Source organism: Kitasatospora sp. NPDC048286, from assembly GCF_043201735.1.
GTDB lineage: Bacteria > Actinomycetota > Actinomycetes > Streptomycetales > Streptomycetaceae > Kitasatospora.
The window spans coordinates 643,434-667,942 of record NZ_JBICZE010000003.1; the positions used below are offsets into that span (position 1 = coordinate 643,434).

The following is a 24,509-nucleotide window of genomic DNA, read 5'->3' on the forward strand; positions in this document are numbered from 1 at the left end:
CCGACCTAAAATTGTCGTCATGACTGAATCCACCGCTACCGGTTCCCCTGACGACCTGCGCTCCTTCGACAGCGGCCACGGCCGCCTCGCCTACCTCGACGCCGGTACGGGCGAACCGCTGGTGCTGCTGCACGGCGGCCTGCTGGACCACCGGAGCTGGGCGGACCAGCTCCCCGCCCTGCTGCCCGAGTACCGGGTGATCGCACCGGACACCCGTGGCCACGGTGCCTCCGCCAACGCGAGCCGGCCGTTCCGCCCCGCAGACGACCTGGCCGACCTGCTGCGCCACCTCGGCCTCGGTCCCGTGGTCGTGGTCGGGCTCTCCATGGGCGGGACGATCGCCCTCGACCTGGCCCTCGAACACCCCGAGCTGGTCCGCGCGCTGGTGATCAGCGGCAACGGCACCGGCGAGTCCGAGTTCAAGGACCCGTGGCTCGGCGAACTCCGCGACGAGCAGAACGCCGCGCTGGCCGAGGGCGACGGCGAGCGCTGGCTCGACTCGTTCACCCGCCTCGCCTCCGGGCCGCACCGCCGCCTGGACGAGGTCGATCCCGAAGTGGTGCGCCGGCTCAAGGAGATGACCCGGAACACCGTCGCCAAGCACACCCCCGACGAGCCCCAGTACCTGGTGCCGGTGACGGACACCTGGAAGCGCCTGACCGGGATCACCGTCCCGCTGCTGGCGATCAACGGCGGCATCGACTCCGTGGACCACATCGGCCTGGCGGAGCGGGTCGTCCGCACCGTCGTCGACGGGCGCGCGGTGATCGTCGAGGACACCGGGCACTACCCGAACATGGAGCGGCCGGAGGAGTTCAACGCCCACCTGCTCGGCTTCCTGCGCGCCCTGCGGGGCTGACGGCCCGGGCCCGCCGGCGGGCGGCCGGCCCCCAGTGGCGGGCCTCCGGCGGTGGGCCTCCGTGTCGGGAGGGGTCCTCAGGACCCGATCGGGGCCTCCCACACCAGCCGGGTGCCGCCGCCCTCGGCCGGGTCGACGGTGAAGGAGCCGCCGGCCCGGTCGGCGCGCTCGGCGAGGTTGCGCAGCCCGCTGCGCCGCCCGCCCTCGGGCACGCCGACACCGTCGTCCGTCACGGTCAGCACCACCCGCCCGGCCAGGGCGCGCAGCGTCACCTCGACCCGGGACGCCCGGGCGTGCCGGGCGGCGTTGCTGAGCGCCTCGGCGAGGACCGCGACCACGTGCCCGGCCAGCTCCTGCGGCACGTCGGTGTCCAGCAGGCCCTCCATGCTCAGCCGGGGCGGGAACCCGAGCGTGCCCTGGGCCTCGGTGACCACCCGGGTGGCGCGGGCGCGCAGACCGCGGTCCGGCTCGCTGTGGGCGCGCAGGCCGAAGATGGTCGAGCGGATGATCTTGATGGTCTCGTCCAGGTCGGCCACCGCCCGGGCCACCCGGTCCGCCGCGGCCTGGCTCTCGATCAGCCGGCCCGCGCTCTGCAGCGTCATCCCGGTCGCGAACAGCCGCTGGATCGCCAGGTCGTGCAGGTCCCGGGCGATCCGGTCCCGGTCCTCCAGCAGGTTCAACTGCTCGGCGTCACGCCGCCGTTCGGCCAGCTCCAGGGCCAGCGCGGCCTGGTCGGCGAAACCCAGCAGCGGGCCGGTCTCCTCCGGCCCGAAGGCCGGCTGCCCCTGCGCCCTGGCCAGCAGCAGCACGCCCCGCCCGTACCCGGCACCGGTGCCCAGCGGCACCGCCACCGCCGCGCCCAGCCCGTCGAAGCGGCCCGCCGGGCCGGCCTTGAACCGGGCGTCGCAGGCCAGCTCGTCACTGGTGGCCGGCGAGCCGGAGGCGTACGCGGCACCGGACAGCGTGCCGTCCACCGGCACCGTCACCCCCAGCCGCGCCGACGGCGTGCCGCCCAGCGCGACCTCCACCGTCAGCTCCTCGGCCCGCTCCTCCGGGCCGGCCAGCGCCACCGAGACGTCCGCCAGCTCGGCGCCCGAGATCTCCCGCGCCCGGCGGGCGATCAGCTCGACCACCTCCAGCCGCGGCGCCCCCGACAGCAGGCTGCGGGTGATCTCCGTGCTCGCCCGCAGCCAGCGCTGGCGCAGCTGCGCCTCCTCGTACAGCCGGGCGTTGTCGATCGCCACGCCGGCCGCGACCGCCAGGGTGGCGATCACCGCCTCGTCGTCCTCGTCGAAGTCCAGTCCGCCGCGCTTGTCGGTCAGGTAGAGGTTGCCGAACACCTCGCCGTGCACCCGCACCGGCACCCCCAGGAAGGTGTGCATCGGCGGGTGGTTCGCCGGGAAGCCGATCGAGGCCGGGTGGTCGGACAGCACCGGGCAGCGCAGCGGCTGCGGCTCGCGGATCAGCTCGCCCAGGATGCCGCGGCCCGACGGCGGCGGGCCGATCTCGGCGATCTCCTCCTCGGTCAGGCCCACCGTCAGGAACTGCGACAGGGTGTGCCCGTCCGGCCCGATCACCCCGAGCGCCGCGTACCGGGCGTCCACGAGGTCGGCCGCCGCCTCCACGATCCGGTGCAGCGCCTGCGCCAGGTCCAGCTCCCGCCCGACCGCCAGCACCGCCTCCAGCAGGCTGTGCACCCGGTTCTGGGTGCCGCGCGCCGCGTCGATCCGCCCCTGGAGCTCCTCCAGCAGCTCGTCCAGGCGCAGCCGTGGCATCCGCGCGCCGCCACCCGTCGCGCTGCCGTCCGCTCCGCCCACCGCTGTCCTCCTCGTCGTGCCGCCCTGACCGGCCCGTCCACCGTCCGGACGTGCCCCATCCGCCCTGCGGACGGCCGCTCCCACCGCCCGGCCCGGCTCGGGCGCCGTCCGACCAGCGGGAATGTCCATTACACGATAGACCGAACGGGGGACCCGACACCGGGCCGGGGAGGGATCCGGGCGGCCGACGGGCCCGAGGTGTCAGTGGCGTGTGCCGGCCTTCCGGTGGGCGCGGGACAGAACGGGACGGAACGGGACGGCGGTGAGGTGGTGACGACGCGGGGCGGAACGGGACGGCGGTGAGGTGATGACGACGCGGGGCGGAACGGGACGGCGGTGAGGTGATGACGACGCGGGGCGGAACGGGACGGCGGTGAGGTGGTGACGACGCGGCAGGACGCCGTGGGGAGCGGGGCGGTGGGAGCCGGGCACCGGCTGCCGTGTCATTGGTGGGGACGGCGGGGTCGGCCGTAGGCTCCGTCGGGCGGGGCCTTTCGTCCCGCCGCAGGGGGTCCTGCGGCCTCTGCCGCCGGTCCTGCGTCGCTGCAAGGGTGGGGGAGGAGCGGACGGGGCGTCAGAACGCACCGCGGCCCGCACCGAACCGCCGAGCGTCGACAGCGTGTCGACAGTGTGGAGGAACTCTCATGACGTCAACCGTGCTGGCCGGGGTCGACGGCTCGCCGCAGAGCACCGCGGCCGCCCACTGGGCCGCCGCCGAGGCGGTGCGCCGCGGCGCCTCGCTGCGCCTGGTGCACGCCTGGCCGTGGCTGACCGACGGGGTGTCCTCCTTCGCCGAGCAGGACGACCTGCCCGCGGCCGTCCGCCGCACCCTCGCCGAGGCCGCCGAGGACGTCCGCCGCCTGCACCCGGACCTGATCGTGGAGACCGACGCCGTCCTGGACGCGCCGGTGGACGGTCTGGTGGCCGCCGCCGCGGAGGCGGAGCTGCTGGTGCTCGGCTCGCGCGGCCGCGGCGGCTTCACCGGCCTGCTGCTCGGGTCGGTCAGCATGTCGGCGGCCGGGCGCAGCAGCGTGCCGCTGGTCGTGGTGCGCGAGGAGGGCGAGGCCGGCGAGGGCGAGGTGGTGGTCGGCGTCGACGCCCACACCCCCGAGACGGAGGTGCTCGACTTCGCCTTCCGCGAGGCGGCCCTGCGCGGCGCCCGGGTCCGGGCGGTGCACGGCTGGGACCTGCCGCCGGTGTTCGGCTACGCGGGCGGCGCCGTCCCGGCGGCCGAGCTCGCCCAGCTGGAGGCGCTGGAGGCCAAGCTGCTCTCGCTCGCCCTGGCCGGCCCGCGCGAGCAGCACCCGGAGGTCGAGGTGGTCGAGGACGTGCAGCTCGGCGCCGCCCGCGCCCTGGTCGAGGCCTCCGCCGGAGCCGCGCTGGTCGTCGTCGGCCGTGGCCGCCGCCCGATCGAGATCGGCCCCCGGCTGGGCCGGATCGCGCACGCCGTACTGCACCACGCCGAGGCCCCCGTCGCGGTCGTCCCGCACGGGTGACGGAGCGGCCCGTCCGGTGGATCCGCCCCCGTCCCGGATCCACCGGACGGGTCCGATGACGGGCCGAAGGAGGGGCCCAAGGGCCCTGTCCTCGGGCACCACAGGGCGCGCACGCTCGGAAGCAGCGGGACCTCCTGGCGGGTGCGCGTGCCCGGAGGCGAAGCCGACGCCCCGCGGTTGAAGGAGTGGATCGCCATGACGCTCGACCCGGCTTTCACCCAGATGCTCAGCGCGGCCGACCTGCGCCTGCTCGCCGCCGCCGGCGGCGCGGCGCCGTCGCTGCACAACAGCCAGCCCTGGCGCTTCGTGCCGACCCCGGACGGGCGCGGGCTCGCCGTGTACGCCGACACCGCGCGCTCCGTACCGCTGGCCGACCCGGTCGGTGCCGCCGCGCACATCGCGGTCGGCGCGGCCCTGTTCAACCTGCGGGTGGCGGCCGGGCAGCTGGACCGGGAACCACTGACCCGGCTGCTGCCGGACGCCGACGAGCCCGAACTGCTCGCCGTGCTCGACCTCTCCCGCCCGGCCGCCGCGCTCACGCCCTTCGGCCGGGACCTCTACCCCGCCATCGCCGCCCGGCACTCCAGCCGCGAGCCGTTCGCCCAGCGCGACGTGCCCGAGGCGGTGATCGGTGAGCTGATCGACGCCGCCCGCGAGGAGGGCGTCACGCTGGCCGCGCTGGAGGAGGAGGGCGTACGGCGGGTGGAGGCGCTCACCGCCGAGGCCGAGAGCCGCAACGCCGCCGACCCGGGCCGTGCCGCCGAGTCCCGGGCCTGGCTGCGGTCCGACGACGGCACCGCCGAGGACGGTATCCCGCACGCCGCGCTCGGCCCGCAGGACCACGACGCCCGGGTGCCGATGCGCGAGTTCGGCGGCCGCCCGCCGGAGGCCCCCGCGCAGCCGTCCCGGCGCTTCGAGGCGCTGCCCCAGCTGTGCACCCTCACCACCCCCGGCGACGGCCCGCTGGACTGGCTGCGCACCGGGCAGGCGCTGGAGCGGGTCTGGCTGCTGGCCACGGCGCACGGCGTCCGGCTCTCCATCTGGCACCAGGCGATCGAGTGGCCGGACACCCGCTGGGCGCTGCGCGACCCGGACACCGGGCCGGGCCACGTCCAGCTGGTGCTGCGGGTCGGCTACGGCCCGTCCGGCGCGGCCACCCCGCGCCGGACGGTCGAGGAGACGCTCGGGGAGCGGCCTTCCTGATCGCTGCCCCGAGTCGGTGGGAGTGGCCGGAGTCGACAGGAGTGGCCCGGGCCGGTGGGAGCGGCCCGGGCCGGTGGGAGTGGCCCGGGCCGTCGCCGTCGCCGTCGCTCGGCGCGGTCGCTCAGCGCGGTCGCTCGGCCGCGGGCAGCACCCGGGCGCCGAGCCGCAGCGGCGGGCTGTGGCGGAAGGTGAGGGTGAACTCCACCCACTGGCCGGCCCGCAGCGGCGGCGGGTCGGCGATCATCAGGTCCGCGTCCTCCGGGGTCATCCGCAGCTCGCCGCGGCCCGGCACCGGCAGCGCCGACGCCGGCTCCCAGCGGCCCGCCGCACCCTGGTGCAGATGCCGCTTCGGGGTGATCCGGCCGCCGAACTCCCAGCTGGCGCCGGTCAGTTCGTCGGGCACGTCGCCCGGGTTGCGGACCGTGAAGAAGGCTGCCGTGGCGGCGGACGCGCCCGCCGTCGGCAGCAGCACCCAGCCCGGCCCGGCCTCCACCGGGCGGGTGCGGCCGGCCCCGCCGACCGCCGTCCACCCGGTGAGCAGGACCAGCGCCAGTGCCGCCGCGCCGACCGGCGGGCCCGCCACCCCGAACCTCTCGGACAGCTTCACCGGCGTCCCCCTCGGCTCTTGCCCCGGCCCGGCTCCCAGGTGCGCAGCCGCAGGCTGTTGCCCACCACGAGCAGCGAGCTGAGCGACATGGCGACCGCCGCCAGCATCGGGTTGAGCAGTCCGACGGCCGCCAGCGGGATCAGCACCAGGTTGTAGCCGAAGGCCCAGAGCAGGTTGGCCCGGATGGTCGCCAGGGTCTGCCGCGCCAGCCGTACGGCGTCCACCACCGCCTCGATGTCGCCGCGCACCAGGGTCAGCCCGGCCGCGCCGACCGCGGCGTCGCTGCCGGAGGCCAGCGCCACCCCGAGGTCCGCCGAGGCCAGGGCCACCGCGTCGTTGACGCCGTCGCCGACCACCGCCACCGTCCGTCCGGCGGCGCGCAGTTCGGCCACCACCTCGGCCTTGCGCTCGGGGGAGGCCGAGGCGTGCACCCGCTCGATGTCCAGCTCGGCGGCCACCGTCCGGGCGGCGCCCGGGCCGTCCCCGGTCAGCAGGACGGTCTCCAGGCCCAGCCCGCGCAGCCGGTGGAGCGCCCGCCAGCTGCCCGGGCGCAGCGTGTCGCCGACCGTCAGCACGGCCGCCGGCCGTCCGTCCAGCTCGACCACGACGGCCGTGCTGACGGCCTTCCCGGCCCGCGCGGCCGCCTCGGCCAGGTCCGGCGGCAGGACGGTGTCGTCCGGCCGCACCACCCGTACGGCCCGGCCCTCGACCGTCCCGGACACCCCGAGCCCGGTGGCGGCCCGGAAGCCCTCCACCGCGGGCAGCGGCCCGCAGCGCTCCCGCGCCGCCTGCGTGACCGCCCGGCCGATCGGGTGCTCGGAGCGGTGCTCGACCGCGCCGGCCAGGCGCAGGGCCTCGTCCCGGGTGAGGCCGCCGGTGGTGGTGACGTCCGCCAGTGCCATCCGGCCGGTGGTCAGCGTCCCGGTCTTGTCCATCACCACCGTGTCCACCCGGCGCAGGCTCTCCAGCACCTCCGGGCCGCGCACCAGCACGCCCAGTTCCGCGCCCCGCCCCGTCGCCGCCAGCAGTGCCGTCGGCGTGGCCAGCCCCAGCGCGCACGGGCAGGCCACCACCAGCACCGCGACCGCCGCCGTCACCGCCGCCTGCGGGGCCGCGCCCGCGCCCAGCCAGAAGCCCAGCACGCTCGCCGCGACCGCCAGCACACAGGGCACGAACACCCCGGCCACCGCGTCCGCCAGCCGCTGCGCCCGCGCCTTGCCGGCCTGGGCCTCCGCCACCAGGGCGGTGATCCGGGCCAGCTGGGTGTCCGCGCCGACCGCCGTGGCCCGGACCACCAGCGCACCGCCGACGTTCACCGTCGCACCCGCCACCACGTCCCCGGGGCCGACCTCGACCGGCACGCTCTCCCCGGTCAGCAGGCTCAGGTCGAGCGCCGAACCCCCTTCGACCACCACCCCGTCGGTGGCCACCCGCTCGCCCGGCCGCACCACGAACTCCTGCCCGGGCAGGAGCAGCTCGATCGGCACCAGGCGCTCCTCGCCGTCCGCCCCCCGCAGGCACACCTGCTTGGCGCCCAGCTCGGCCAGCGCCCGCAGCGCGGACCCGCTGCGCCGGCGCACCCGGCCCTCCAGCAGCCGCCCGGCCAGCACGAACAGCGGCACGCCGACCGCCGCCTCCAGGTACACGTGCGCGGTGCCGCCGCCGTCGGCGGTCAGCGAGAACGGCATCCGCATGTCCGGATCGCCGGCCCCGCCGAGGAACAGCGCGTACGCCGACCAGCCGAAGGAGGCCACCACGCCCAGGCTGACCAGGGTGTCCATGGTCGCCGCCGCGTGCCGCAGCCCCTGCCAGGCCCGGCGGTGGAAACCGGCCGACCCCCAGGTCACCACCGGGACGGCGAGCGCGAAGCAGACCCACTGCCAGGCGGTGAACTGCGCCGACGGCACCATCGACAGCACCAGCACCGGGACGGCCAGAAGGGCGGTGACCAGCAGCCGCCACCGGTCGTCCGGCTCCTCGGCCGCGACCCCGACCGGCGCCCCCGCGGGCAGCGGCTCGGCGGTGTAGCCCGCCCGCTCGACGGCCGCGACCAGCTCCGCGACTGGCACCCCGGCCGGATGCAGCACCCGGGCCCGCCCGGTCGCCAGGTTCACCCCGGCCGTCACGCCCTCGATCCGGGCCAGCCGCTTCTCGACCCGGCCCACGCAGGCGGCGCAGGTCATCCCGCCGACCGCCAGATCGGTGGCGACCACGGGCTCGGCGACGGCGCTCATCGCATCCCGCCCATGTCGTGCCTGCCCATCCCGGGCGAGGCGCCGCCCCCGCTGCTCGGCCGCAACCCGGGCGCCACCGGCCCGACCTGCCGTCCCACCCCGTAGGCCACCACGAACACCACCACCAGCAGCAGGACGAACCCCGCCAGCACACTCAACGGCCGGACACCCGGCGACTTCGCACTCACGTCCCAGCAGTCGGACGGGCACCGCGATCGGTTCCCGTACGGTCCGAAGTCGGAGCGCCGATCAATTCGGATGACGGGCGCGGCCCGAGCGGGTAGCGTCCCGGACGGCGCCTCCCGATGCGCCCCGGCCCCGGTTACTTCCTGACGAAACCAAGTGCACCCGGTGCCACTTCTGATCCCGGGAGGCGCCGGCCTCGGCCCGCGCCGGCTTCAGCCCGTGCCCGTTGCACCCCGCACCCCGCGCCTGCGCGCCCGCCTCAGCCTGACCACCCACCAGGGGGACCTCTGCATGACCCGGTTCAACCGCCAACGGACCAAGGCCGCCACCAGGGCCGAGATCCAGCGAGAACTGCCGGGACTCACCAGGCGAGGCGTGTCCTCCCCGCTCGCCACCGGCGACCTGTGGCCGATTCCTTCGGTCGAGCACCTGCGCTCGGCACCGCCCCCCGTCGTCCGCAGCGCGGGCACCGCGAAGGCCGCCCCGGGAGCGGCGGTCACCAACCGTCAGGGCGGCACCGGCCACCTCCGGGAACCGAAGGAGGAGCTGTTCCTGCTGGCCGTCACCCACCTGTACGGGCAGGAGAGCTTCTACGAGGCGGCCGCCGAACGCGACGAGCGCTACCGGCGACTGATCCGTGAGCACGCCGTGAGCGACCCCGAGTGGACCCTCGACCTGCTGCGCCGGCTGCGCACCGAGTTCCGCATCCGTACCGCCGCCCTGGTCGGCGCCGCCGAGTTCGTCCACGCCAGGGCCGCGGCAGGAGCCGCCGGACACTCCCGGCAGGCCGTCGACGCGGTGCTCCAACGCCCCGACGAGCCGGGCGAGTTGCTGGAGTACTGGACGGGCCGGTACGGCCGCCGGCTGCCCCAGCCGCTGCGCCGGGGCATCGGCGACGCGGTGCGCCGGCTCTACACCGGCCGCGCCCTGCTGAAGTACGACACCCCCTCGCACCGCTTCCGCTTCGGCGACGTCCTGGAGCTCACCCACCCCGCGCCCGACCCGGACAAGCCCTGGCAGGGCGCACTGTTCCGGTACGCCCTGGACCGCCGTCACCACCCGGACCGCGCCCAGCCGCCCGCCGGGGAGCACCTGCTGAGCGCCCACCACGCGCTGCTCGCCGTCCCGCGGGCCGACCGCCGCGCGCTGGTCACCGAGCCCGGCGGCGCGCAGCGCCTCGCCGACGCCGGGATGACCTGGGAGGCACTGGCCGGCTGGCTGCAGGGCCCGCTGGACGCCGCCGTCTGGGAGGCCGTCATCCCCTCGATGGGCCTGATGGCACTGGTGCGCAACCTGCGCAACTTCGACCAGGCCGGGGTCGGCGACGAGGTGGCGGCGCGGGTGGCCGACCGGATCGCGGACGGCGAGGAGGTTCGGCGCTCCCGGCAGTTCCCGTTCCGGTTCCTGGCCGCCCACCGCGCGACCGGGTCCTCGCGCTGGTCCGAGGCGCTGGAGAGCGCCCTCGGCCACTCGCTGGCCAGGGTTCCCGCGCTGCCCGGCCGCACCCTGGTGCTGGTGGACCGCTCGGGCTCGATGTTCGACCGGCCGTCGGCCCGGACGCGGCTCAACCGGGCGGACACGGCCGCCCTCTTCGGCACCGCGCTGGCCCTGCGGGCCGAACAGGCCGACCTGTTCCAGTTCGGCACCGGCAACCGGGCGGTCGAACCGGAGCCGTCGGTGCTGGGGACCCTGCGGCTCTTCCGGAACATGGGCGGCACCGACACGGCCGCCGTGGTCCGCCGGCGCTACCGGGAACACGACCGGGTGGTCGTGGTGACCGACGAGCAGGCCCACCAGTCGCGGGCCGACCCGTTCGCCTCCGTCCCCGAGGACGTTCCGGTGTACACGTGGAACCTCGCGGGCTACGCCACCGGCCACACCGCCCCGGGCCCGCACCGCCACACCTTCGGCGGGCTCAGCGACGCCTCCTTCGAGCTGATCCCGCTGCTGGAGAGTGGCCACCCCGCCGGCCACCCCTGGGAGCGGTCGGCTCCGTACACCGCGCGGCCGGTGACGGTGGCGCCCGGGCCGGTGTCCTCCGGGCAGGCGTGCTCTGTCGGTGGGGCGTCGTAGGTTTGCTCCGTACGTCGAACACCAGGCGTACGACCGAGGGGCACCGAAGGGGGAATCAGCGGTGAAGCGTATGAAGAAGCACAGCTTCGTGGCGGTGGCGGGGGCGGTGGGGGCGGTTCTCGCCGTCGCCGGGACGGCGGTGGCGGAGCCGGCCACGGGTGGGGCCGCGGCTCCCGTCAGGGCTCTGGGCCAGCCGGGGACGGGCGAGATCCTGCCGCACCCGGGGCCGGAGGGGCTGCTCTGGATACCGGACTGGATCGGCGACGGCGGCGCGGTGTCGGCCTCGGTGAACCCGTCGCTGCCGTTCACGTTCACGCTCGGCTGCCGTGGCGGAGGCTCGGTGGACGTGCACATCGGCGGCGAGGCGCCGGCCGACTTCACGGTCCAGTGCCCGGCGGACTCCACCGGCATCGGCTCGGTGGAGGTCCCCGCCCGCCCGGGCCGGGACCTGCTGTTCACCGCGCACACCTCGGACCCGTCCATCCACTGGGGTATGTACGCCGTCCAGGCCGACTGAGGTCCTACGGCCGCACGCTGCGCGGCCCGGTGACGGTGGCGCCCAACGCGCCGACCCGGGCCCGCAGTTCGCGGTCGGCGGTGGCGACCAGGCAGGCGCGGGCAGGGTGTCGGGCCTTCTCGCCCCGGACCAGCTCCACGATCCGGTCGTCCCCGCTCCCGCTCGCCTCCACCACCCGCACCCCCGGCACCCCGGCGACACCCCGGGCCGCGCCCTCCACCACCAGGACCACCTCCAGCGGTCCCGGGAGCTCCGGCACACCCCGCCCGGCGACGGCGACCAGCGCGTCCCGCAGCCGCTCGGCGGCGCCCCGCCGGTCCCGCCACCAGCCGTCCGGCACCGATCCGACCACGTTCGCGCCGTCGACGACCAGCAGGGGGAGCGGCGCGGCCTCGTTCTCGTCCATGGCCGTCAGCCTGCCACCCCCGCCCGCGGGACTCCTCAGGGAGTGGCGGTCCGGCGGACCGGGTGGCCCGAGGAGTCGGTGGTGAGCCAGGAGCCGTCACCGAGCGGCAGGAGGTCGTACGGCTCCGCCGTGCGGGCGTCGAACTCGCCCCGGATCCGGCCGGACCGGGCGTCGACGAGGTAGTGCCCGAACCAGTCCTGCTCGTCCTCGGTCTCGCCGACGAGGGTGGCGACGAGGGTGTCCGAGGTCAGGTAGCCGCCGCTCCACTCCAGGTAGACGGCTTCCGGGTCGTGCCCGAAGTCCTCGGCCGTCAGGGTGAACGCCACCTCGCCCCCGGGGAAGGCGTGCACGGCGAGGTCGTTCTGCGCGTGGTCGACGGTCAGGAACCGGTGGCCGTCGGGCGAGAGGTCGATGAGGCACCGGTCGACCCAGGGGTAGCCGACGAGATCGATCCGGCCGTCGGCCAGCGACGCGTGGTGGACGACCGTGCCGTCCTGCCCCTCGCCCACGTTGAGGAAGATCCGGCCGCTCGCCGGGTGCGGCAGCTGGATGCCGCCGTGCCCGGCCGTCTCCAGGTCCGTCCGGGCGAGGACCTCTCCCGTCGCGGCGTCCACGGCGACCCACTGGTCCGGCCGGTCGCGGCCCGCCAGTACGTCGGGCCGGTAGACCCAGAGCACCCGTCCGTCCGGGGACAGCTCGCAGGCGGGCCGGTGGCCGTGGACGGGGTGCGCCTGCGGCTCGAACCGCGACCGCCAGACCTCGGCGCCGTCCGCCGTCGCCACGCAGACGGCGGCGTCGAGCGTCGTGTAGTAGGCGTGCCGGAGGTCGGCGGCGACGGTGTGGCCGACGACCTCGTCCCCGGCGGCCGGCCGGCAGGCCACGGCGGGCGACAGCACGCCCACGGTGTCGGGGGCGGGGGCGTAGGCGCAGACGAGTCCGTCGACGAGCCGGGTGGTGGGCCGAACGGGGCGGGGGGAGGAGGCCATCCCGGGAGGTTAGCGAACCCGGCCCCCCGCCTGCCCGTCCGCCCGGGCCGGTCCCCGGTCGGGGTCAGTCCGTGAGCGTGATCCGGATGCCGACGGTGCCGCGCTCGCCGCGCCGCAGCCGGCTGCCGAGCAGGGTGAGCACGCCGAGCAGGCCGTACTTCTGACGCAACAGGGTGCGGTAGGCGGAGGTGCGCTCGGGGCCGAGGATCTCGGCGGTGGCGGGGTACTGCTCGCCGGTCGGGCGGCCCTTGACGTCGCACGGGCCGACCAGCACGTCGGCGCGGTTGCGGATCCGCTTGACCTTCCAGGAGTCCGCGACCGTCCAGACGCCCAGCGCCTCCCCGTCGCGCACCACCCACACCGGGGTCGGTACGGCGGTGCCGTCCTTCTTGTACGTGGTGACGAGCAGGTAGCTCCCGGCGGAGAGCCGGACGATCCGGTCGAGCCGGGCCGCGGGGGAGGAGTCGGGCGTGGTCATGGCCGGAAGTCTAGGGCCGGTCGGCGCGGGACACCCTGCGGGGCCGTTCGGCGAACGACGGTCACCGGCGGGCGGCCCGCCAGGCCGGGATGTCGGCCTCGGTCACCGGGGTCCGCGGCCACGGGCGGTACGGACCAGGGCGCGGGCCCGGCGGGTGAGGTCGCGCGGGCCGTGCCCGCCGACGCCGGTGGCGCCGCCGCGGGCGGTCGTGCCGCCGCCGGACCCCGGGGCGGCCGCGGATTCGCCCGGCGCTGTGCGGCGGCGGGCGGCGACCCGGGAGATGACCCAGGCGACGAGGGCGGTTCCCAGGATGGCGGCGGTCCAGACGGCGGGGGCGAGGCCGGGGCCGGATCCGCCGGCCACCGGCGGGCGGGACCAGGGCGGCAGCTGCTCGTCGGTGTCGGACCGGCCCTGGGCCGTGGCGCTGGGGGAGGGCGCGGCGGTGTCGTCGACCAGCTTGCCGACCGGCTGGACCTTCCCGGCGGCCGCGAAGCCCCAGTCGAGCAGGCTGGCGGCCTCGTCGTACACCGCGCCCTGCACCTTGGGGTGCATCACCGTCACCAGCAGGGTGCGGCCGTCGCGTGCGGCGGCGCCGGTGAAGGTGGCGCCCGCGTTGGTGGTGTAGCCGTTCTTGACGCCGATCAGGCCGGGGTACTTGCCGAGCAGCCGGTCGGTGTTGGCGATGTCGAAGCTGATGCGCTGGCCGGTGATCTTGTCCAGCCCGCCGGGGAAGCGCGCGGTGCGGGTGGAGCAGTAGGAGCGGAAGTCGGCGTTGCGCAGCCCGGCCCGGGCGAAGAGCGTGAGGTCGTAGGCGGAGGAGACCTGGCCGTCCATGTCGTAGCCGTCGGGGGAGATCACCTTGGTGTCGCGGGCCTGGAGCGTCCGGGCGCGCTCCTGCATCTCGGCGACGGTCCGCTGGATGCCGCCGTTCATGTGGGCGAGCACGTGGACGGCGTCGTTGCCGGAGCTGAGGAACACGCCCCGCCAGAGGTCCTCGACCCGGTACGGCAGGTTCTCCTTGACGCCGACCAGGCTGCTGCCGACGCCGAGGCTGGCGAGCTCGGCCGGGGTGACCTGGTGCTCCAGCGCCCGGTCGAACTTGGGCAGCACGGTGTCCGCGAACAGCATCTTGAGGGTGCTGGCCGGAGGCAGCGGCAGGTGGGCGTCGCGGGCGGCGAGCACCTCGCCGGTGGACGCGTCGGCGACCAGCCAGGAGCGGCCGGTCAGCTCGGACGGCAGCGCGGGTGCCCCGGCCAGCGGCGCGACCTGGACGGCGGTGCGGCCGAGCCGCTCCCCGCCCACGGCGGGGACGGCGTCCCGGGCGAGGGCGGACGGGGCGACGGCGGTGAGCACCAGGGCGGAGGCGGCGGCGCCGGCCGCGACCCTGGTGACGGAACGTTTCTTCTGCGCCGCGTGGGTGGGGAGCACACGGCGAACGTACCCGGGCCGCCGCCGGGGCGCCGGGCCTGCTGCTCCGTCCGGAGCCACGCGGGGCGGGGACGACTTTGGTGGCGCCGGGCCGCACCGAAAGTCGGATGTCCGGCCGCGAGCGGCTTCCTAGGCTCGGGAGCATGAAGACCCTGCTCGGCTACCTCGGTTTCGTGTTGATCGTCGGCGGCGCCTCCGGCCTGGTGTCCGGCTGGGTCGCCGGCTTCCGGCTGTTCGGTTTCGTCCGGTTCCTGGTGCCGGAGGGCCACGAGACCGCCGGGTACGCCGTCCTGGTGGCGCTCGGCGTCCTGCTGGCGATCCCCGCCGCCCGGCGGGGTTAGGCGGTCTCCGAAGGGTCCTCCGCCGACGGCTGCCGCGCCGACGGTTCCCCCACCGACGGTTCCCCCGCCGACGGCTGCCGCACCGCGATGCCGTCGAGGAGCACGGCGAGCCCGCTGCGGAAGGCCTCCCGGTGGCTGTCCTGCGGGGCGCCGCCGCCCGTGCTCTGCAGGGCCACGAGCAGCGGGAAGCGTTCCGCGAAGTCCGGTGCCAGCTCGGCGAGTCGGGCGGAGCGGCCGGCCCACCACTCCTCGTCGGCGACCCCGGTCGCGGCCGCCGCGCCGCGCGCGTCGGCGGTGGTGGCGGCCAGGCCGCGGACGAACTGCCAGAGCGCGGCGACCGCCCCGCGCAGCCGCAGCGGCGACAGCCCGGCCGGTCGCAGCGCGCCCAACAGCGACTCCATCGCGGCCAGTTCGGCCGGGCCGAGGACCGGGCGGGCCTGCGAGACCTGGAGCACCCAGGGGTGGCGCAGGTAGCAGGCGTACAGTTCCTCGGCCCAGGCGGTGACGGCATCCCGCCAACTGTCCGACGCCCGCTGCCCGGTGGGGATTTCGGCGAGCGCCCGGTCGTGCATCAGGTCCAGGAGTTCGGCCTTGCCGGGCACGTAGGTGTAGAGCGCCATCGCGGTCCGGCCGAGCCGCTCGGCCACGGCGCGCATCGAGAGCGCGGCCATGCCCTCGGCGTCGGCGACCGCGATTCCGGCGGACACGATCGCGTCCACGCTCAGGCCGGGCTTGGGGCCGCTGCGCCCGGCGCGCGGTTCCTCGGGTGCGCCCCAGAGCAGGGCGAGTGAGCGGTGGGCGTCGCCCTGCCCGGCGTAGACGGTCATCCGGCATCTCCTTATGGCGTAAAGTATCGTCGCGACGGCAACTCTTTATGCCGTAAGGTTACCAATCGAAGGGGTTTCGCGATGACATTGCCCGTCACCTTCGTCGAGGTCGTCGAGGTCCGCCGGATCACGCCCCGCACCGCCCGGATCACCTTCGCCGCCGAGGAGCTGTCCGACACCGTCGGCACCGTCCCCGACCAGCAGCTCAAGCTCTGCTTCCCGCGCCCCGGGCAGCGCGAGCCGCTGCTGCCCGCCCGGCAGGACGACCCGATGGACTGGTACCGGGCCTACCTGGCGATCCCCGAGGAGCAGCGCCCGCTGCTGCGCAGCTTCACCCTGCGCGGCCGCCGCCCCGGCACCCGGCTGGTCGAGATCGACTTCGTGCTGCACGGTGACACCGGCCCGGCCGCCGCCTGGGCGCTGCGCGCCGCGCCGGGGGACCGGCTCGGGATGGTCGGCCCCTCCGCGCTGTACGCCCCGCCGGTGCCGTTCGCCGAGACTGCGGCCGCCGCCGACTGGGTGCTGCTGGCCGGGGACGAGACCGCGCTGCCGGCGCTCGCGACGCTGGTCGGGGCGCTGCCCGAGGGGGTGCGGGCGTACGCGTGGATCGAGGTCGCCGACCGGGCGGAGCGTCAGGAGCTGGCGAGCCGCGCCGAGCTGGAGGTGGTGTGGCTGTACCGCGACGGGGCGGCTCCGGGCGCCGTGCTGGCCGAGGCGTTCCCGAGCGGCGTGCTGCCGGCCGGCGAGCCCTTCGTCTGGCTGGCCGGGGAGGCGGGGGCGGTCCGGGCGATCCGGCGGCACCTGGTCGAGCGGGAGGGGGTGCCGAAGGAGAACATCGACTTCACCGGCTACTGGCGCCACCGACTGACCCAGGACGACGCGCCGACCGCCGAGGACCTGGCGGACGCTCAGGAGCGGGCGGCCGGGTACTGACCAGGGGGAACGGGGCCGGATCCGCTCGGGGCCGATCGGCTGAAAGATGTGGATTCGGCCCGATTTCCTCCCTGAATTTTACTGATTGATGGTCAACTTTACTTTCTGATGGGGATTTACCCCCTTGTCGTGATCCTCTCAGGTGCGTTGGAATGCGTCAGCTATCCATTCGACTACCCATCTGACGAGAGGATTTATATGATCGGCTGGCGCAAAACCCAGCTAGCAGCCGCCGTCACGGTCACCGCCGCGTCCATGGTCCTGAGCCTCGGGACCATCGCGAGCGCGGCCCCGGCCCCCGACCCGCAGAACGCCCGGGCGGCGTCCGCGGACGGGGCTCCGGCGCCGGTGATCGTGATCCTGAAGGACCAGGTCGCGGACGCCCCGGCCGACCACGGCCACCTGGGTGCCCGGCAGCAGAAGACCGCCTCCGCGCAGGCGCCGCTGCTGAACAAGGTCAAGGCGGGCGGCGGCACCGACATCAAGAGCTTCGTGGTCGGCAACGCCTTCTCGGCCACGGTCAGCCCCGCCCTGCGCGCCCAGCTCCAGGCGGACCCGGCCGTCTCCTCCGTGGTGGCGGACACCCAGGTCCAGGTCGCCCCGCCGGCCGCCGCCAAGGCGAAGGCGGCCAAGGACACCGCCGCCGGTGCCGGCGCCAAGGCCCCCAAGGCCGACGCCGCTGCGCAGGCCGTTACGGGCAGCAACGGTCAGGGCGCCGAGGAGAACGCGACCAACACGGTCTGCCCCTCCGACCCGGGCAAGCCGCTGCTGGAGCCCGAGGGCCTGTACTCCACCCGGGCCGTCACCGGCAACGGCAAGCCCGGCGTGGAGGACCTGGCCACCGGCAAGGGCGTCAAGGTCGCCTACATCGCGGACGGCCTCGACCCGAACAACCCGGACTTCATCCGGGCCGACGGCTCGCACGCCGTGGTCGACTACCAGGACTTCGCGGGCGACGGCTGGGATGCGCCGACCGGCGCGGCCGAGGCCTTCGGCGACGCCTCGGCGGTCATCGCCCAGGGCCGCCAGGTCTACGACGTCTCCAAGTTCGTCAACTCCTCGCACCCGCTGCCGGCCGGCTGCAACATCCGCATCCGCGGCCTCGCCCCGGACGCCGACCTGGTCGCGCTGAAGGCCGGCGGCGAGATGATGTCCAACTCCTCGATCCTGCAGTCGATCGACTACGCGGTGCGGGTCGCCCACGTCGACGTGCTGAACGAGTCCTTCGGCGGCAACGTCACGCCGGACAGCGGCGCGCACGACACCATCTCGCTCTTCAACGAGCAGGCCGTCAAGGCCGGTGTCACCGTCGCCGTCTCCAGCGGTGACGCCGGGATCAGCGGCACCATCGGCACCCCGGCCACCGACCCGTACGTGATCGCGGTCGGCGCCTCCACCGACAACCAGAACTACCAGCAGACCGGTTACGCGGCCTCCAAGTTCTCCAACGGGACCTGGAGCGACAACCGCATCTCCGCGCTCTCCTCGGGCGGCTTCACCCAGGCCGGCCGGACCGTCGACCTGGTCGCGCCCGGCGAGTCGGACTGGGCGCTGTGCACGCCCGACACCAGCAAGTACACCGACTGCACCGGCTACAACGGCCAGCCCTCGCCGATCCAGCCGTTCGGCGGCACCAGCCAGTCGGCCCCGTTCGTCACCGGCGCCGCGGCCCTGGTCATCCAGGCCTACCGCGACACCCACGGCGGCGACTCGCCGTCCCCGGCGCTGGTGAAGAAGTTCCTCACCGGCACCGCCACCGACCTCGGTGTGCCGGCCGAGGAGCAGGGCGCCGGTCTGCTGAACGTCCGCGCCGCCGTCGAGGCCGCCCGCGGCTACGACGACGGGGACGGCACCGACGGCGCCAGGACCGTCGTGGTCGACACCGGCCAGGTCGACATCGCCGGCGCCCCCGGCTCGACCCACACCGCCGACGTGACCGTCACCAACACCGGTGACAGCACCCAGACGGTGAGCGCCGCGACCCGCAGCTTCGTCCCGCAGTCGGGCGACCGGCAGACCGTCCAGCTGGACCCGTCCTCGAAGGACACCTTCAAGTACGCGACCAACGGCTCGGACTGGGTGCAGAAGCAGGTCAAGTTCACCGTCCCGGCCGGCGCCGACCGCCTCGCGGCCTCGATCGCCTGGCAGGGCGCCCCCACCCCGGTCACCAACGGCCCGGTGGTCCGCATGACGCTGCTCGACCCCTCGGGCCGCTTCGAGACCAACACCCGTCCGCAGGGCGGCGCCACCCCGGCGAACTTCGGCCTGGTGGACGTCCCGCACCCGGTGGCCGGCGAGTGGACCGCGATCCTCTACACCCCGGCCGGCAAGGCCGGCTACAGCGGCGCCGTCCAGCTCGGCACCGCCACCCAGCGCGCGGTGCCGGCCGGCGCCGTGAGCCCGAACACCACCGACCTGAAGCCGGGCCAGACCAAGACCCTCAAGGTCCAGCTCACCACCCCGGCCACCAGCGGCGACTCCAGCGAGGCCGTCCTGGTCTCCGGCTCCAACGGGAACACCACCAGCGTCCCGGTCGTGCTGCGCAGCCTGGTGCCGGTCAACCAGGGCAAGGGCACGTTCACCGGCACCATCACCGGTGGCAACGGCCGCAGCTCCTCGCCGACGCAGAGCTTCTCGTACGCCTTCGACGTCCCGAAGGGCCAGCGGGACCTGCGGGTCGGCCTGACCGTCGCCAAGGACCCGAAGCTGCTCATGCAGGGCGCGCTGATCAGCCCGAACGGCACCCCGGTCGACATCGAGGGCAACGGGCAGTTCGACGCCCAGGGCAACCTGGCCGGTACCGGCAACGGCGTCTCGGCCACCGCCGTCAACCCGGCCGCCGGCCGCTGGCGGTTCGTCCTGAACGTGCTCGGCCCGGTCAGCGGCCAGGAGCTCGCCCAGGACTTCACCGGCACCGTCGCGTTCAACCAGAACCAGGCCACCGCGGCCGGTCTGCCGAACGACCCGCGCACCGGGCTGGCGGCCGGCAAGCCGGTCACCGTCCAGGTGAACTACACCAACAACACCGTCGCGACCCAGCGGATCGCGGCCGACGGCCGACTGGACCGCCGGGTGGACGTGCCGCTGGTGCCGCAGGGCTCCTCGGCGACCGTCAGCCTGCCGCTGAGCCTCAGCTCCGCCGTGCCGTCCTTCCTGGTGCCCCCGGGCACCGACCGGCTCAAGGCCGTGGCGGCGTCCTCGACGCCGGCGCAGATCGAGCTCAGCGCCACCACCGGCTCGCCGGACCTGTTCGGCGACCTGAAGAAGGCCCAGGACGGCTCGACCGTCTCGGTGGTGACCGACAACGGCACCCCCGAGCAGCCGGTCGTCCCCGGCACCTGGGGCACCTTCGTCCAGCAGATCGGCCCGTTCGGCAGCGGCTCCGCGCCGGCCGGCACCTCCACCATCACGGCCACCGCGCACACCCAGGCCTTCGACCCGGCGCTGACCTCCAGCACCGGTGACCCGTACGCCGCCTCGGTGAACGCCGCGGCCGCGGCCGCCACCCCGGTGACCGTCGCCCCCGGCGCCACCGGTTCGCTCCAGGTGACGCTGACCCCGACCGGCCCGAAGGGCAGCACCGTCAAGGGCGTGCTGTACCTGGTGTCCGGCCCGACCGGCGTGGCCACCGCCAACAACGTCCTGAACACCACCGGTTCGGTGCTCGCGGCGATCCCCTACAGCTACACCGTGAACTGACGAAACGTCAATTCGCCTGAGGCCGAGGCCGTCCCGGGGTTCCGGGGCGGCCTCGGCCGCTTCCGGTGGGCCGCGTTCCGCGGAAACCTTCGGGTGCCGCCGCTCGTTGGGCCGGGCAGGGGCCGTTGCGGCCCGACCGACCGACCAGGGAGCGGGAGTTGAACGACGCGATCAAGCACGGCGAGGTCGAGGTCAACGGCGTACGGCTGCACTACGCGGAGCAGGGCGAGGGGCCGCTGGTCCTGCTGCTGCACGGCTTCCCGGAGAGCTGGTACTCCTGGCGGCACCAGTTCGGGCCGCTCGCCGAGGCCGGGTACCGGGTCGTCGCGCCGGACCAGCGCGGGTACGCCCGCAGCTCCCAGCCCGAGCAGGTGGACGCCTACACCCTGCTGCACCTGGTCGGCGACGTGACCGCGCTGATCGGAGCGCTGGGCGAGGAGCGGGCCGTCGTGGTCGGCCACGACTGGGGCGCGCCGGTGGCCTGGACCACCGCGGCGCTGCGGCCGGACCTGGTGCGCGGGGTGGCCGGACTGAGCGTGCCGCCGCTGCCGGTGGGCGGGCCGCCGCCGCTCGAGGCCGCCCGGGAGGCCTTCGGCGAGGGCTTCTACCAGGTCTACTTCCAGGAGCCCGGCAAGGCCGACGCCGAGCTGGCCGCGGACGTCAAGTCCAGCCTGCGGCGCATCCTCTGCGGCAAGCAGCCGGACGGCGTGCCGCGGCCGTGGATCGTTCCCGAGGGCGGGAAGCTGCTGGACACCGTCCCGGAACCGGAGCGGCTGCCCGACTGGCTCACCGACGCGGACCTGGACGTCTTCACGGCCGACTACGCCGCCCACGGCGAGCGCGCCTTCACCGGCGGCCTCAACTGGTACCGCAACCTCGACCGCAGCGCCGAACTCCTGGCCGCCTTCAGCGGGGTGACGGTCGAGGTGCCCGCGCTGTTCGTGGTGGGCGAGCAGGACCTGGTCAACGCGCTGGTCCCGCGCCCGGTGCTGGACCACCTGTTGGGCCGGCTGCCCAGGCTGCACGGCCACGTCCGGCTGCCGGACACCGGGCACTGGACGCAGCAGGAGCGCCCGGCCGAGGTGACCGAGGCGCTGCTGGACTTCCTGGCGCACCTGGACAAGTAGTCGGGCCGGGTGCCGGCCGCGGTCGTCCGCAGTCGTCGGCCGCGGCCGTCCGGGGACGGAGGGCCGCGGCCGGTGCGTCAGACCGGCAGCAGGCGGGCGATCAGCTCGCCGAGGCGGCGGGCGTTGCGGCAGGAGTGCATCTCCACCACGCCCGCGTAGGCGAGCGCGGCGGAGTCGCCGGTCGGCCAGAGCGAGGGCTGCTCCGGGTTGAGCCAGAACACCCGGCGGGCCCGGCCGGCGATCCGGCGCAGCGCGTCCAGGTTGGGGTCGCGCTGGTTGTTCCTGGCGTCGCCGAGGACCAGCACGCAGGTGCGCGGGCCGACGGCGTCCAGGTGCCGCTCGGCGAACTCCCCGAGCGCGGCGCCGTAGTCGCTGTTGCCGTGGTAGCCCGTCACCTTGGCCTCGGCGAGGATCCGGGCGGCCAGCCGCGCCGGGTCGTCGCCGCCGCGCAGCAGTCCGGTGACCTCCGCGGTGCGGTTGACGAAGGCGAACACCCGGACCTTGCTGAACTGTTCGCTCATCGCCTGCACCAGCAGCATGGTGAAGTCGGCGAAGCCCGCCACCGAACCGGAGACGTCGCACAGCAGCACCAGCTCCGGCCGGGCCGGGCGGCGCAGCCGGTACGCGGGGCGCAGCGGCACCCCGCCGGTGGTCAGCGAACGGCGCAGGGTGCGGCGCAGGTCGATCTCGCCGCGGGCGGCGCGGCGGCGCCGGGCGGCCAGCCGGGTGGCCAGCTTGCGGGCCAGGGGGTGGACGGTGCGGCGCAGTTCGGCGAGCTGGGTGCGGCCGGCGTAGAGGAAGTCGACCAGGTCGGTGGTCGGGGCGACGGCGCGTTCGGCGATCCGCTCGGGGCCGCGCAGCTCGGCGACCCGGCGGCGGGCCTCGCCGGCGGCCATGGCGCGGAAGTCCCGGATGCGGCGGCGGATCTCGTCGGCGAGCACCCGGTCGGAGAGGTCCCGGGTGTTCTGCCCCTCGCGCAGGGCGGCGAGGACGCGGGCGAGCAGGGTGTCGGGGGCGAGTCGGCTGAGCGCCTGCTGGGCGGACCAGCCGTCGGAGCCGGGCGAGCTGCCGACGCCGTACCGGCCGAAGGCCTCCAGCACCTCGCCGGCCAGCCGGGCCTGGGCGGCGCGGTCGTCGGCGGCCAGCGCGGCGGCGAGCCGGTCGCGCAGCTGATCGCGCAGCGGGTCGGGGCGGCCGAAGCGCGGCGGCTCCGGGTCGTCGGGGATCGGCGGCGGGTCGGCCCGCACGGCCTCCGGGGTGCCGACGCCGAGCGGGAAGAAAAGGTCGAAGGTGGCGTCGAAGACCGCCCGCTGGCTCTGCGAGCGCAGCAGGGCGGCGGCCAGGCCGGCCCGCATCGGCTCGCGGTCGGTGAAGCCGAGGACGTCCAGGACGGCGGCGGCGTCCACCGTCTCGGCCGGGCCGATCGGCAGGCCGTGGCCGCGCAGGGCGCGGACCAGGCCGGTGAGGCGGGCGGCGGTGTCGGCTTCCGGGGGCGGCGTCGTCACGCGAGGGTGAGCTTCTGGGTGGCCTTGCGGACGTCGTCCTGGTGCTTGAGGATCACCCCGAGGGTGTCCCGTACGACGGCGTCGTCCAGGGTGTCGGCGCCGAGGGCCAGCAGGGTGCGGGCCCAGTCGATGGTCTCGGCGACGGACGGCGCCTTGCGCAGCTCCATCGCGCGCAGCGCGCCGACCACCCGGACCAGCGACTCGGCCAGCGTCTCGTCCAGCCCGGGCACCTTGAGCCGGACGATCTGTCGCTCCAACTCGGCCTCGGGGTAGTCGAGGTGGAGGAAGAGGCAGCGGCGGCGCAGCGCCTCGGAGAGCTCGCGGGTGGCGTTCGAGGTGAGCAGGACGAAGGGGCGGCGGCTCGCGGTGATGGTGCCGAGCTCGGGGACGGTGACCTGGAAGTCGCTGAGCACCTCCAGCAGCAGCGCCTCCACCTCGACGTCGGCCTTGTCCATCTCGTCGATCAGCAGCACGGTCGGTTCCTCGCCGCGGATCGCGGTGAGCAGCGGGCGGGTGAGCAGGAACTCCTCGCCGAAGATGTCGGTGCGGGCGTCCTGCCAGCCCTCGTCGCGGCCGGCGGTGATCCGCAGCAGCTGCTTGGCGTGGTTCCACTCGTAGAGCGCGCGGGCCTCGTCGATGCCCTCGTAGCACTGGAGCCGGACCAGCCGGGCGTGGCCGATCTCGGCGACGGCCTTGGCGAGTTCGGTCTTGCCGACCCCGGCCGGGCCCTCGACCAGCAGCGGCTTGCCGAGCCGGTCGGCGAGGAACACGGTGGTGGCCACGGAGGTGGAGGCCAGGTAGCCGGTGGCGGCCAGCTGTTCGGCGGCGTCCGCCACCGAGGTGAAGAAGCCCGTGCCGTTGTCGCTCATCCGTCTGCCCCGTTCCGGTTCGCCGTCTCCGTGCGGCGCCACCCTACCGGCCGGTCACTTCGCTGTCTCGGGTTCGCTGTCTCGGGGACTGGGCAGGGCAAGGCGGTGCGGTGGCGTACGGCTCCGGTGAGGGTGCCGTACGCCGCCGTCGTCACGACGGGCCGGGGGCCCCCGGTGTCAGTTGACGAAGAGGACCGGCTGGCCGGGGGCGGTGATGTCGATGACCTGGCCGTAGGTGGCGCTGAAGAAGCCGGTCGAGAAGCACAGGCTCGGGCCGGAGACCAGGGCGAACGGCTGGCCGGAGAAGCCGATGGTGTTGCCGGTGTTCGAGGTGGTGCCGTTGATCCCGGTGCTGTTCTGGTAGTTGCAGCTGATGCTGCCCAGGATGGTGTTGAGCACCACCGTGGTGCCCATCACGCCGGCCGCGCCGGGGGTGAGCTTGACCGGGTTGCCGGGCGCGTCGCTGACCGTGTTGGTGAACGGCAGGTTGGTGACGCTGATGCTCTTGACGCCGGTGACGCCGATGACGTTGGAGGTGCAGGACCCGAAGGTCTGGGTGTCGAGCCGCTCGACGGCGCTGCCCGGCGCGGCCGGGTTGGAGGTGACGGTCGCCGAGAAGGAGGAGGCGGCACACTTGACGCCGGTCGTGCCGGTGGCGCTGTTGTAGAAGGTCGCGTAGGTGCCGGAGACCAGGTTGGCGGTCAGTACGTCGCCGACGGCGACGGCCGGGCCGCTCGGGCTGCCGGTGGTCAGGACCGCGCCGGCGGCCTGGGCGGGGGCGACGGCCGCGCCGGTGAGGGCGAGCGAGGCGAGTGCGGCGGTGGCGAGGGTGCGGCTGATGCGCATGAGGGTGCCTCTCTCCGTCCGGTGGACGGGTGGGGGAACCCCCGCGTGCGGGTGTGGTGGTGTGCACGGCGG

21 protein-coding genes are annotated in these 24,509 nt (G+C 75.2%); 9 read left to right on the forward strand and 12 right to left on the reverse strand.

What is annotated here, in order from left to right; translation table 11 throughout:
• The first annotated feature begins 19 nt into the window (after positions 1–19).
• Positions 20–859 (forward strand): alpha/beta fold hydrolase, encoded by an 840-nt coding sequence (locus tag ACGF13_RS10110; protein ID WP_392871317.1) that lies wholly within the window; start codon positions 20–22, stop codon positions 857–859.
• 77 nt (positions 860–936) lie between these two features.
• Here ACGF13_RS10110 and ACGF13_RS10115 read toward each other — a convergent pair whose 3' ends face one another.
• On the reverse strand, positions 937–2,634 hold the full coding sequence (locus ACGF13_RS10115; protein ID WP_392871672.1) for a GAF domain-containing protein: 1,698 nt from the start codon (positions 2,632–2,634) through the stop codon (positions 937–939).
• A gap of 686 nt (positions 2,635–3,320) precedes the next feature.
• Here ACGF13_RS10115 and ACGF13_RS10120 point away from each other — a divergent pair.
• Entirely contained in the window at positions 3,321–4,172 is an 852-nt protein-coding gene (locus tag ACGF13_RS10120; protein ID WP_392871320.1) for a universal stress protein, read from the forward strand.
• A 195-nt stretch (positions 4,173–4,367) separates the two neighbouring features.
• Entirely contained in the window at positions 4,368–5,375 is a 1,008-nt protein-coding gene (locus ACGF13_RS10125) for an Acg family FMN-binding oxidoreductase (protein ID WP_392871323.1), read from the forward strand.
• A gap of 121 nt (positions 5,376–5,496) precedes the next feature.
• On the opposite strand, the gene ACGF13_RS10130 is transcribed toward ACGF13_RS10125, so the two are convergent.
• From ACGF13_RS10130 to ACGF13_RS10140, 3 genes are read right to left on the reverse strand one after another with little or no spacing between them, the layout of a single operon-like run.
• Positions 5,497–5,982 (reverse strand): copper chaperone PCu(A)C, encoded by a 486-nt coding sequence (locus ACGF13_RS10130; RefSeq protein ID WP_392871326.1) that lies wholly within the window; start codon positions 5,980–5,982, stop codon positions 5,497–5,499.
• On the reverse strand, positions 5,979–8,216 hold the full coding sequence (locus tag ACGF13_RS10135; RefSeq protein WP_392871328.1) for a heavy metal translocating P-type ATPase: 2,238 nt from the start codon (positions 8,214–8,216) through the stop codon (positions 5,979–5,981). Before ACGF13_RS10135 ends, ACGF13_RS10130 begins: the two co-directional genes overlap by 4 nt.
• Positions 8,213–8,404 (reverse strand): hypothetical protein, encoded by a 192-nt coding sequence (locus ACGF13_RS10140; RefSeq protein WP_392871331.1) that lies wholly within the window; start codon positions 8,402–8,404, stop codon positions 8,213–8,215. The genes ACGF13_RS10135 and ACGF13_RS10140 overlap by 4 nt, the downstream gene beginning before the upstream one ends.
• 289 nt (positions 8,405–8,693) lie before the next feature.
• Between ACGF13_RS10140 and ACGF13_RS10145 the strand changes: the two genes are divergently transcribed.
• Both ACGF13_RS10145 and ACGF13_RS10150 read left to right on the forward strand, forming a co-directional pair.
• The gene (locus ACGF13_RS10145; RefSeq protein ID WP_392871675.1) at positions 8,694–10,475 is read left to right on the forward strand and encodes a TROVE domain-containing protein; all 1,782 of its coding nucleotides are present in this window, start codon (positions 8,694–8,696) and stop codon (positions 10,473–10,475) included.
• A 70-nt stretch (positions 10,476–10,545) separates the two neighbouring features.
• Entirely contained in the window at positions 10,546–10,992 is a 447-nt protein-coding gene (locus ACGF13_RS10150) for a hypothetical protein (RefSeq protein WP_392871334.1), read from the forward strand.
• A gap of 4 nt (positions 10,993–10,996) precedes the next feature.
• On the opposite strand, the gene ACGF13_RS10155 is transcribed toward ACGF13_RS10150, so the two are convergent.
• The 4 genes from ACGF13_RS10155 to ACGF13_RS10170 form a co-directional block, all read right to left on the reverse strand.
• Positions 10,997–11,398, reverse strand: a complete 402-nt coding sequence (locus tag ACGF13_RS10155; RefSeq protein WP_392871337.1) for an NTP pyrophosphohydrolase — start codon at positions 11,396–11,398, stop codon at positions 10,997–10,999.
• Between the two features lie 35 nt (positions 11,399–11,433).
• Positions 11,434–12,384: a PQQ-binding-like beta-propeller repeat protein gene (locus ACGF13_RS10160; RefSeq protein ID WP_392871340.1), complete on the reverse strand. Its 951-nt coding sequence runs from the start codon at positions 12,382–12,384 to the stop codon at positions 11,434–11,436.
• 64 nt (positions 12,385–12,448) lie between these two features.
• On the reverse strand, positions 12,449–12,862 hold the full coding sequence (locus ACGF13_RS10165) for a PPOX class F420-dependent oxidoreductase (protein ID WP_392871343.1): 414 nt from the start codon (positions 12,860–12,862) through the stop codon (positions 12,449–12,451).
• 102 nt (positions 12,863–12,964) lie between these two features.
• The gene (locus ACGF13_RS10170; protein WP_392871346.1) at positions 12,965–14,290 is read right to left on the reverse strand and encodes a D-alanyl-D-alanine carboxypeptidase family protein; all 1,326 of its coding nucleotides are present in this window, start codon (positions 14,288–14,290) and stop codon (positions 12,965–12,967) included.
• Between the two features lie 143 nt (positions 14,291–14,433).
• Between ACGF13_RS10170 and ACGF13_RS10175 the strand changes: the two genes are divergently transcribed.
• On the forward strand, positions 14,434–14,631 hold the full coding sequence (locus ACGF13_RS10175) for a hypothetical protein (RefSeq protein WP_392871349.1): 198 nt from the start codon (positions 14,434–14,436) through the stop codon (positions 14,629–14,631).
• Here ACGF13_RS10175 and ACGF13_RS10180 read toward each other — a convergent pair.
• Complete coding sequence (locus tag ACGF13_RS10180) at positions 14,628–15,458, reverse strand: TetR/AcrR family transcriptional regulator (protein WP_392871352.1); 831 nt, start codon at positions 15,456–15,458, stop codon at positions 14,628–14,630. The two genes, ACGF13_RS10175 and ACGF13_RS10180, sit on opposite strands and share 4 nt — an antisense overlap.
• Before the next feature lie 81 nt (positions 15,459–15,539).
• On the opposite strand from ACGF13_RS10180, the gene ACGF13_RS10185 reads away from it, so the two are divergent.
• The 3 genes from ACGF13_RS10185 (at position 15,540) to ACGF13_RS10195 (ending at position 21,217) form a co-directional block, all read left to right on the forward strand.
• On the forward strand, positions 15,540–16,391 hold the full coding sequence (locus ACGF13_RS10185) for a siderophore-interacting protein (RefSeq protein ID WP_392871355.1): 852 nt from the start codon (positions 15,540–15,542) through the stop codon (positions 16,389–16,391).
• Positions 16,392–16,589: 198 nt separating this feature from the next.
• Complete coding sequence (locus ACGF13_RS10190; RefSeq protein ID WP_392871358.1) at positions 16,590–20,090, forward strand: S8 family serine peptidase; 3,501 nt, start codon at positions 16,590–16,592, stop codon at positions 20,088–20,090.
• Between the two features lie 158 nt (positions 20,091–20,248).
• Positions 20,249–21,217 (forward strand): alpha/beta fold hydrolase, encoded by a 969-nt coding sequence (locus tag ACGF13_RS10195; RefSeq protein WP_392871361.1) that lies wholly within the window; start codon positions 20,249–20,251, stop codon positions 21,215–21,217.
• A gap of 77 nt (positions 21,218–21,294) precedes the next feature.
• Here ACGF13_RS10195 and ACGF13_RS10200 read toward each other — a convergent pair whose 3' ends face one another.
• From ACGF13_RS10200 to ACGF13_RS10210, 3 genes are all read right to left on the reverse strand, one after another.
• Positions 21,295–22,722 carry a VWA domain-containing protein gene (locus ACGF13_RS10200; protein ID WP_392871364.1) on the reverse strand — a complete coding sequence of 476 codons (1,428 nt, stop codon included), beginning with the start codon at positions 22,720–22,722 and terminating at the stop codon, positions 21,295–21,297.
• Entirely contained in the window at positions 22,719–23,591 is an 873-nt protein-coding gene (locus ACGF13_RS10205; RefSeq protein ID WP_392871367.1) for an AAA family ATPase, read from the reverse strand. The genes ACGF13_RS10200 and ACGF13_RS10205 overlap by 4 nt, the downstream gene beginning before the upstream one ends.
• A gap of 177 nt (positions 23,592–23,768) precedes the next feature.
• Entirely contained in the window at positions 23,769–24,437 is a 669-nt protein-coding gene (locus tag ACGF13_RS10210) for a Tat pathway signal sequence domain protein (RefSeq protein ID WP_392871369.1), read from the reverse strand.
• Positions 24,438–24,509 lie beyond the last annotated feature (72 nt).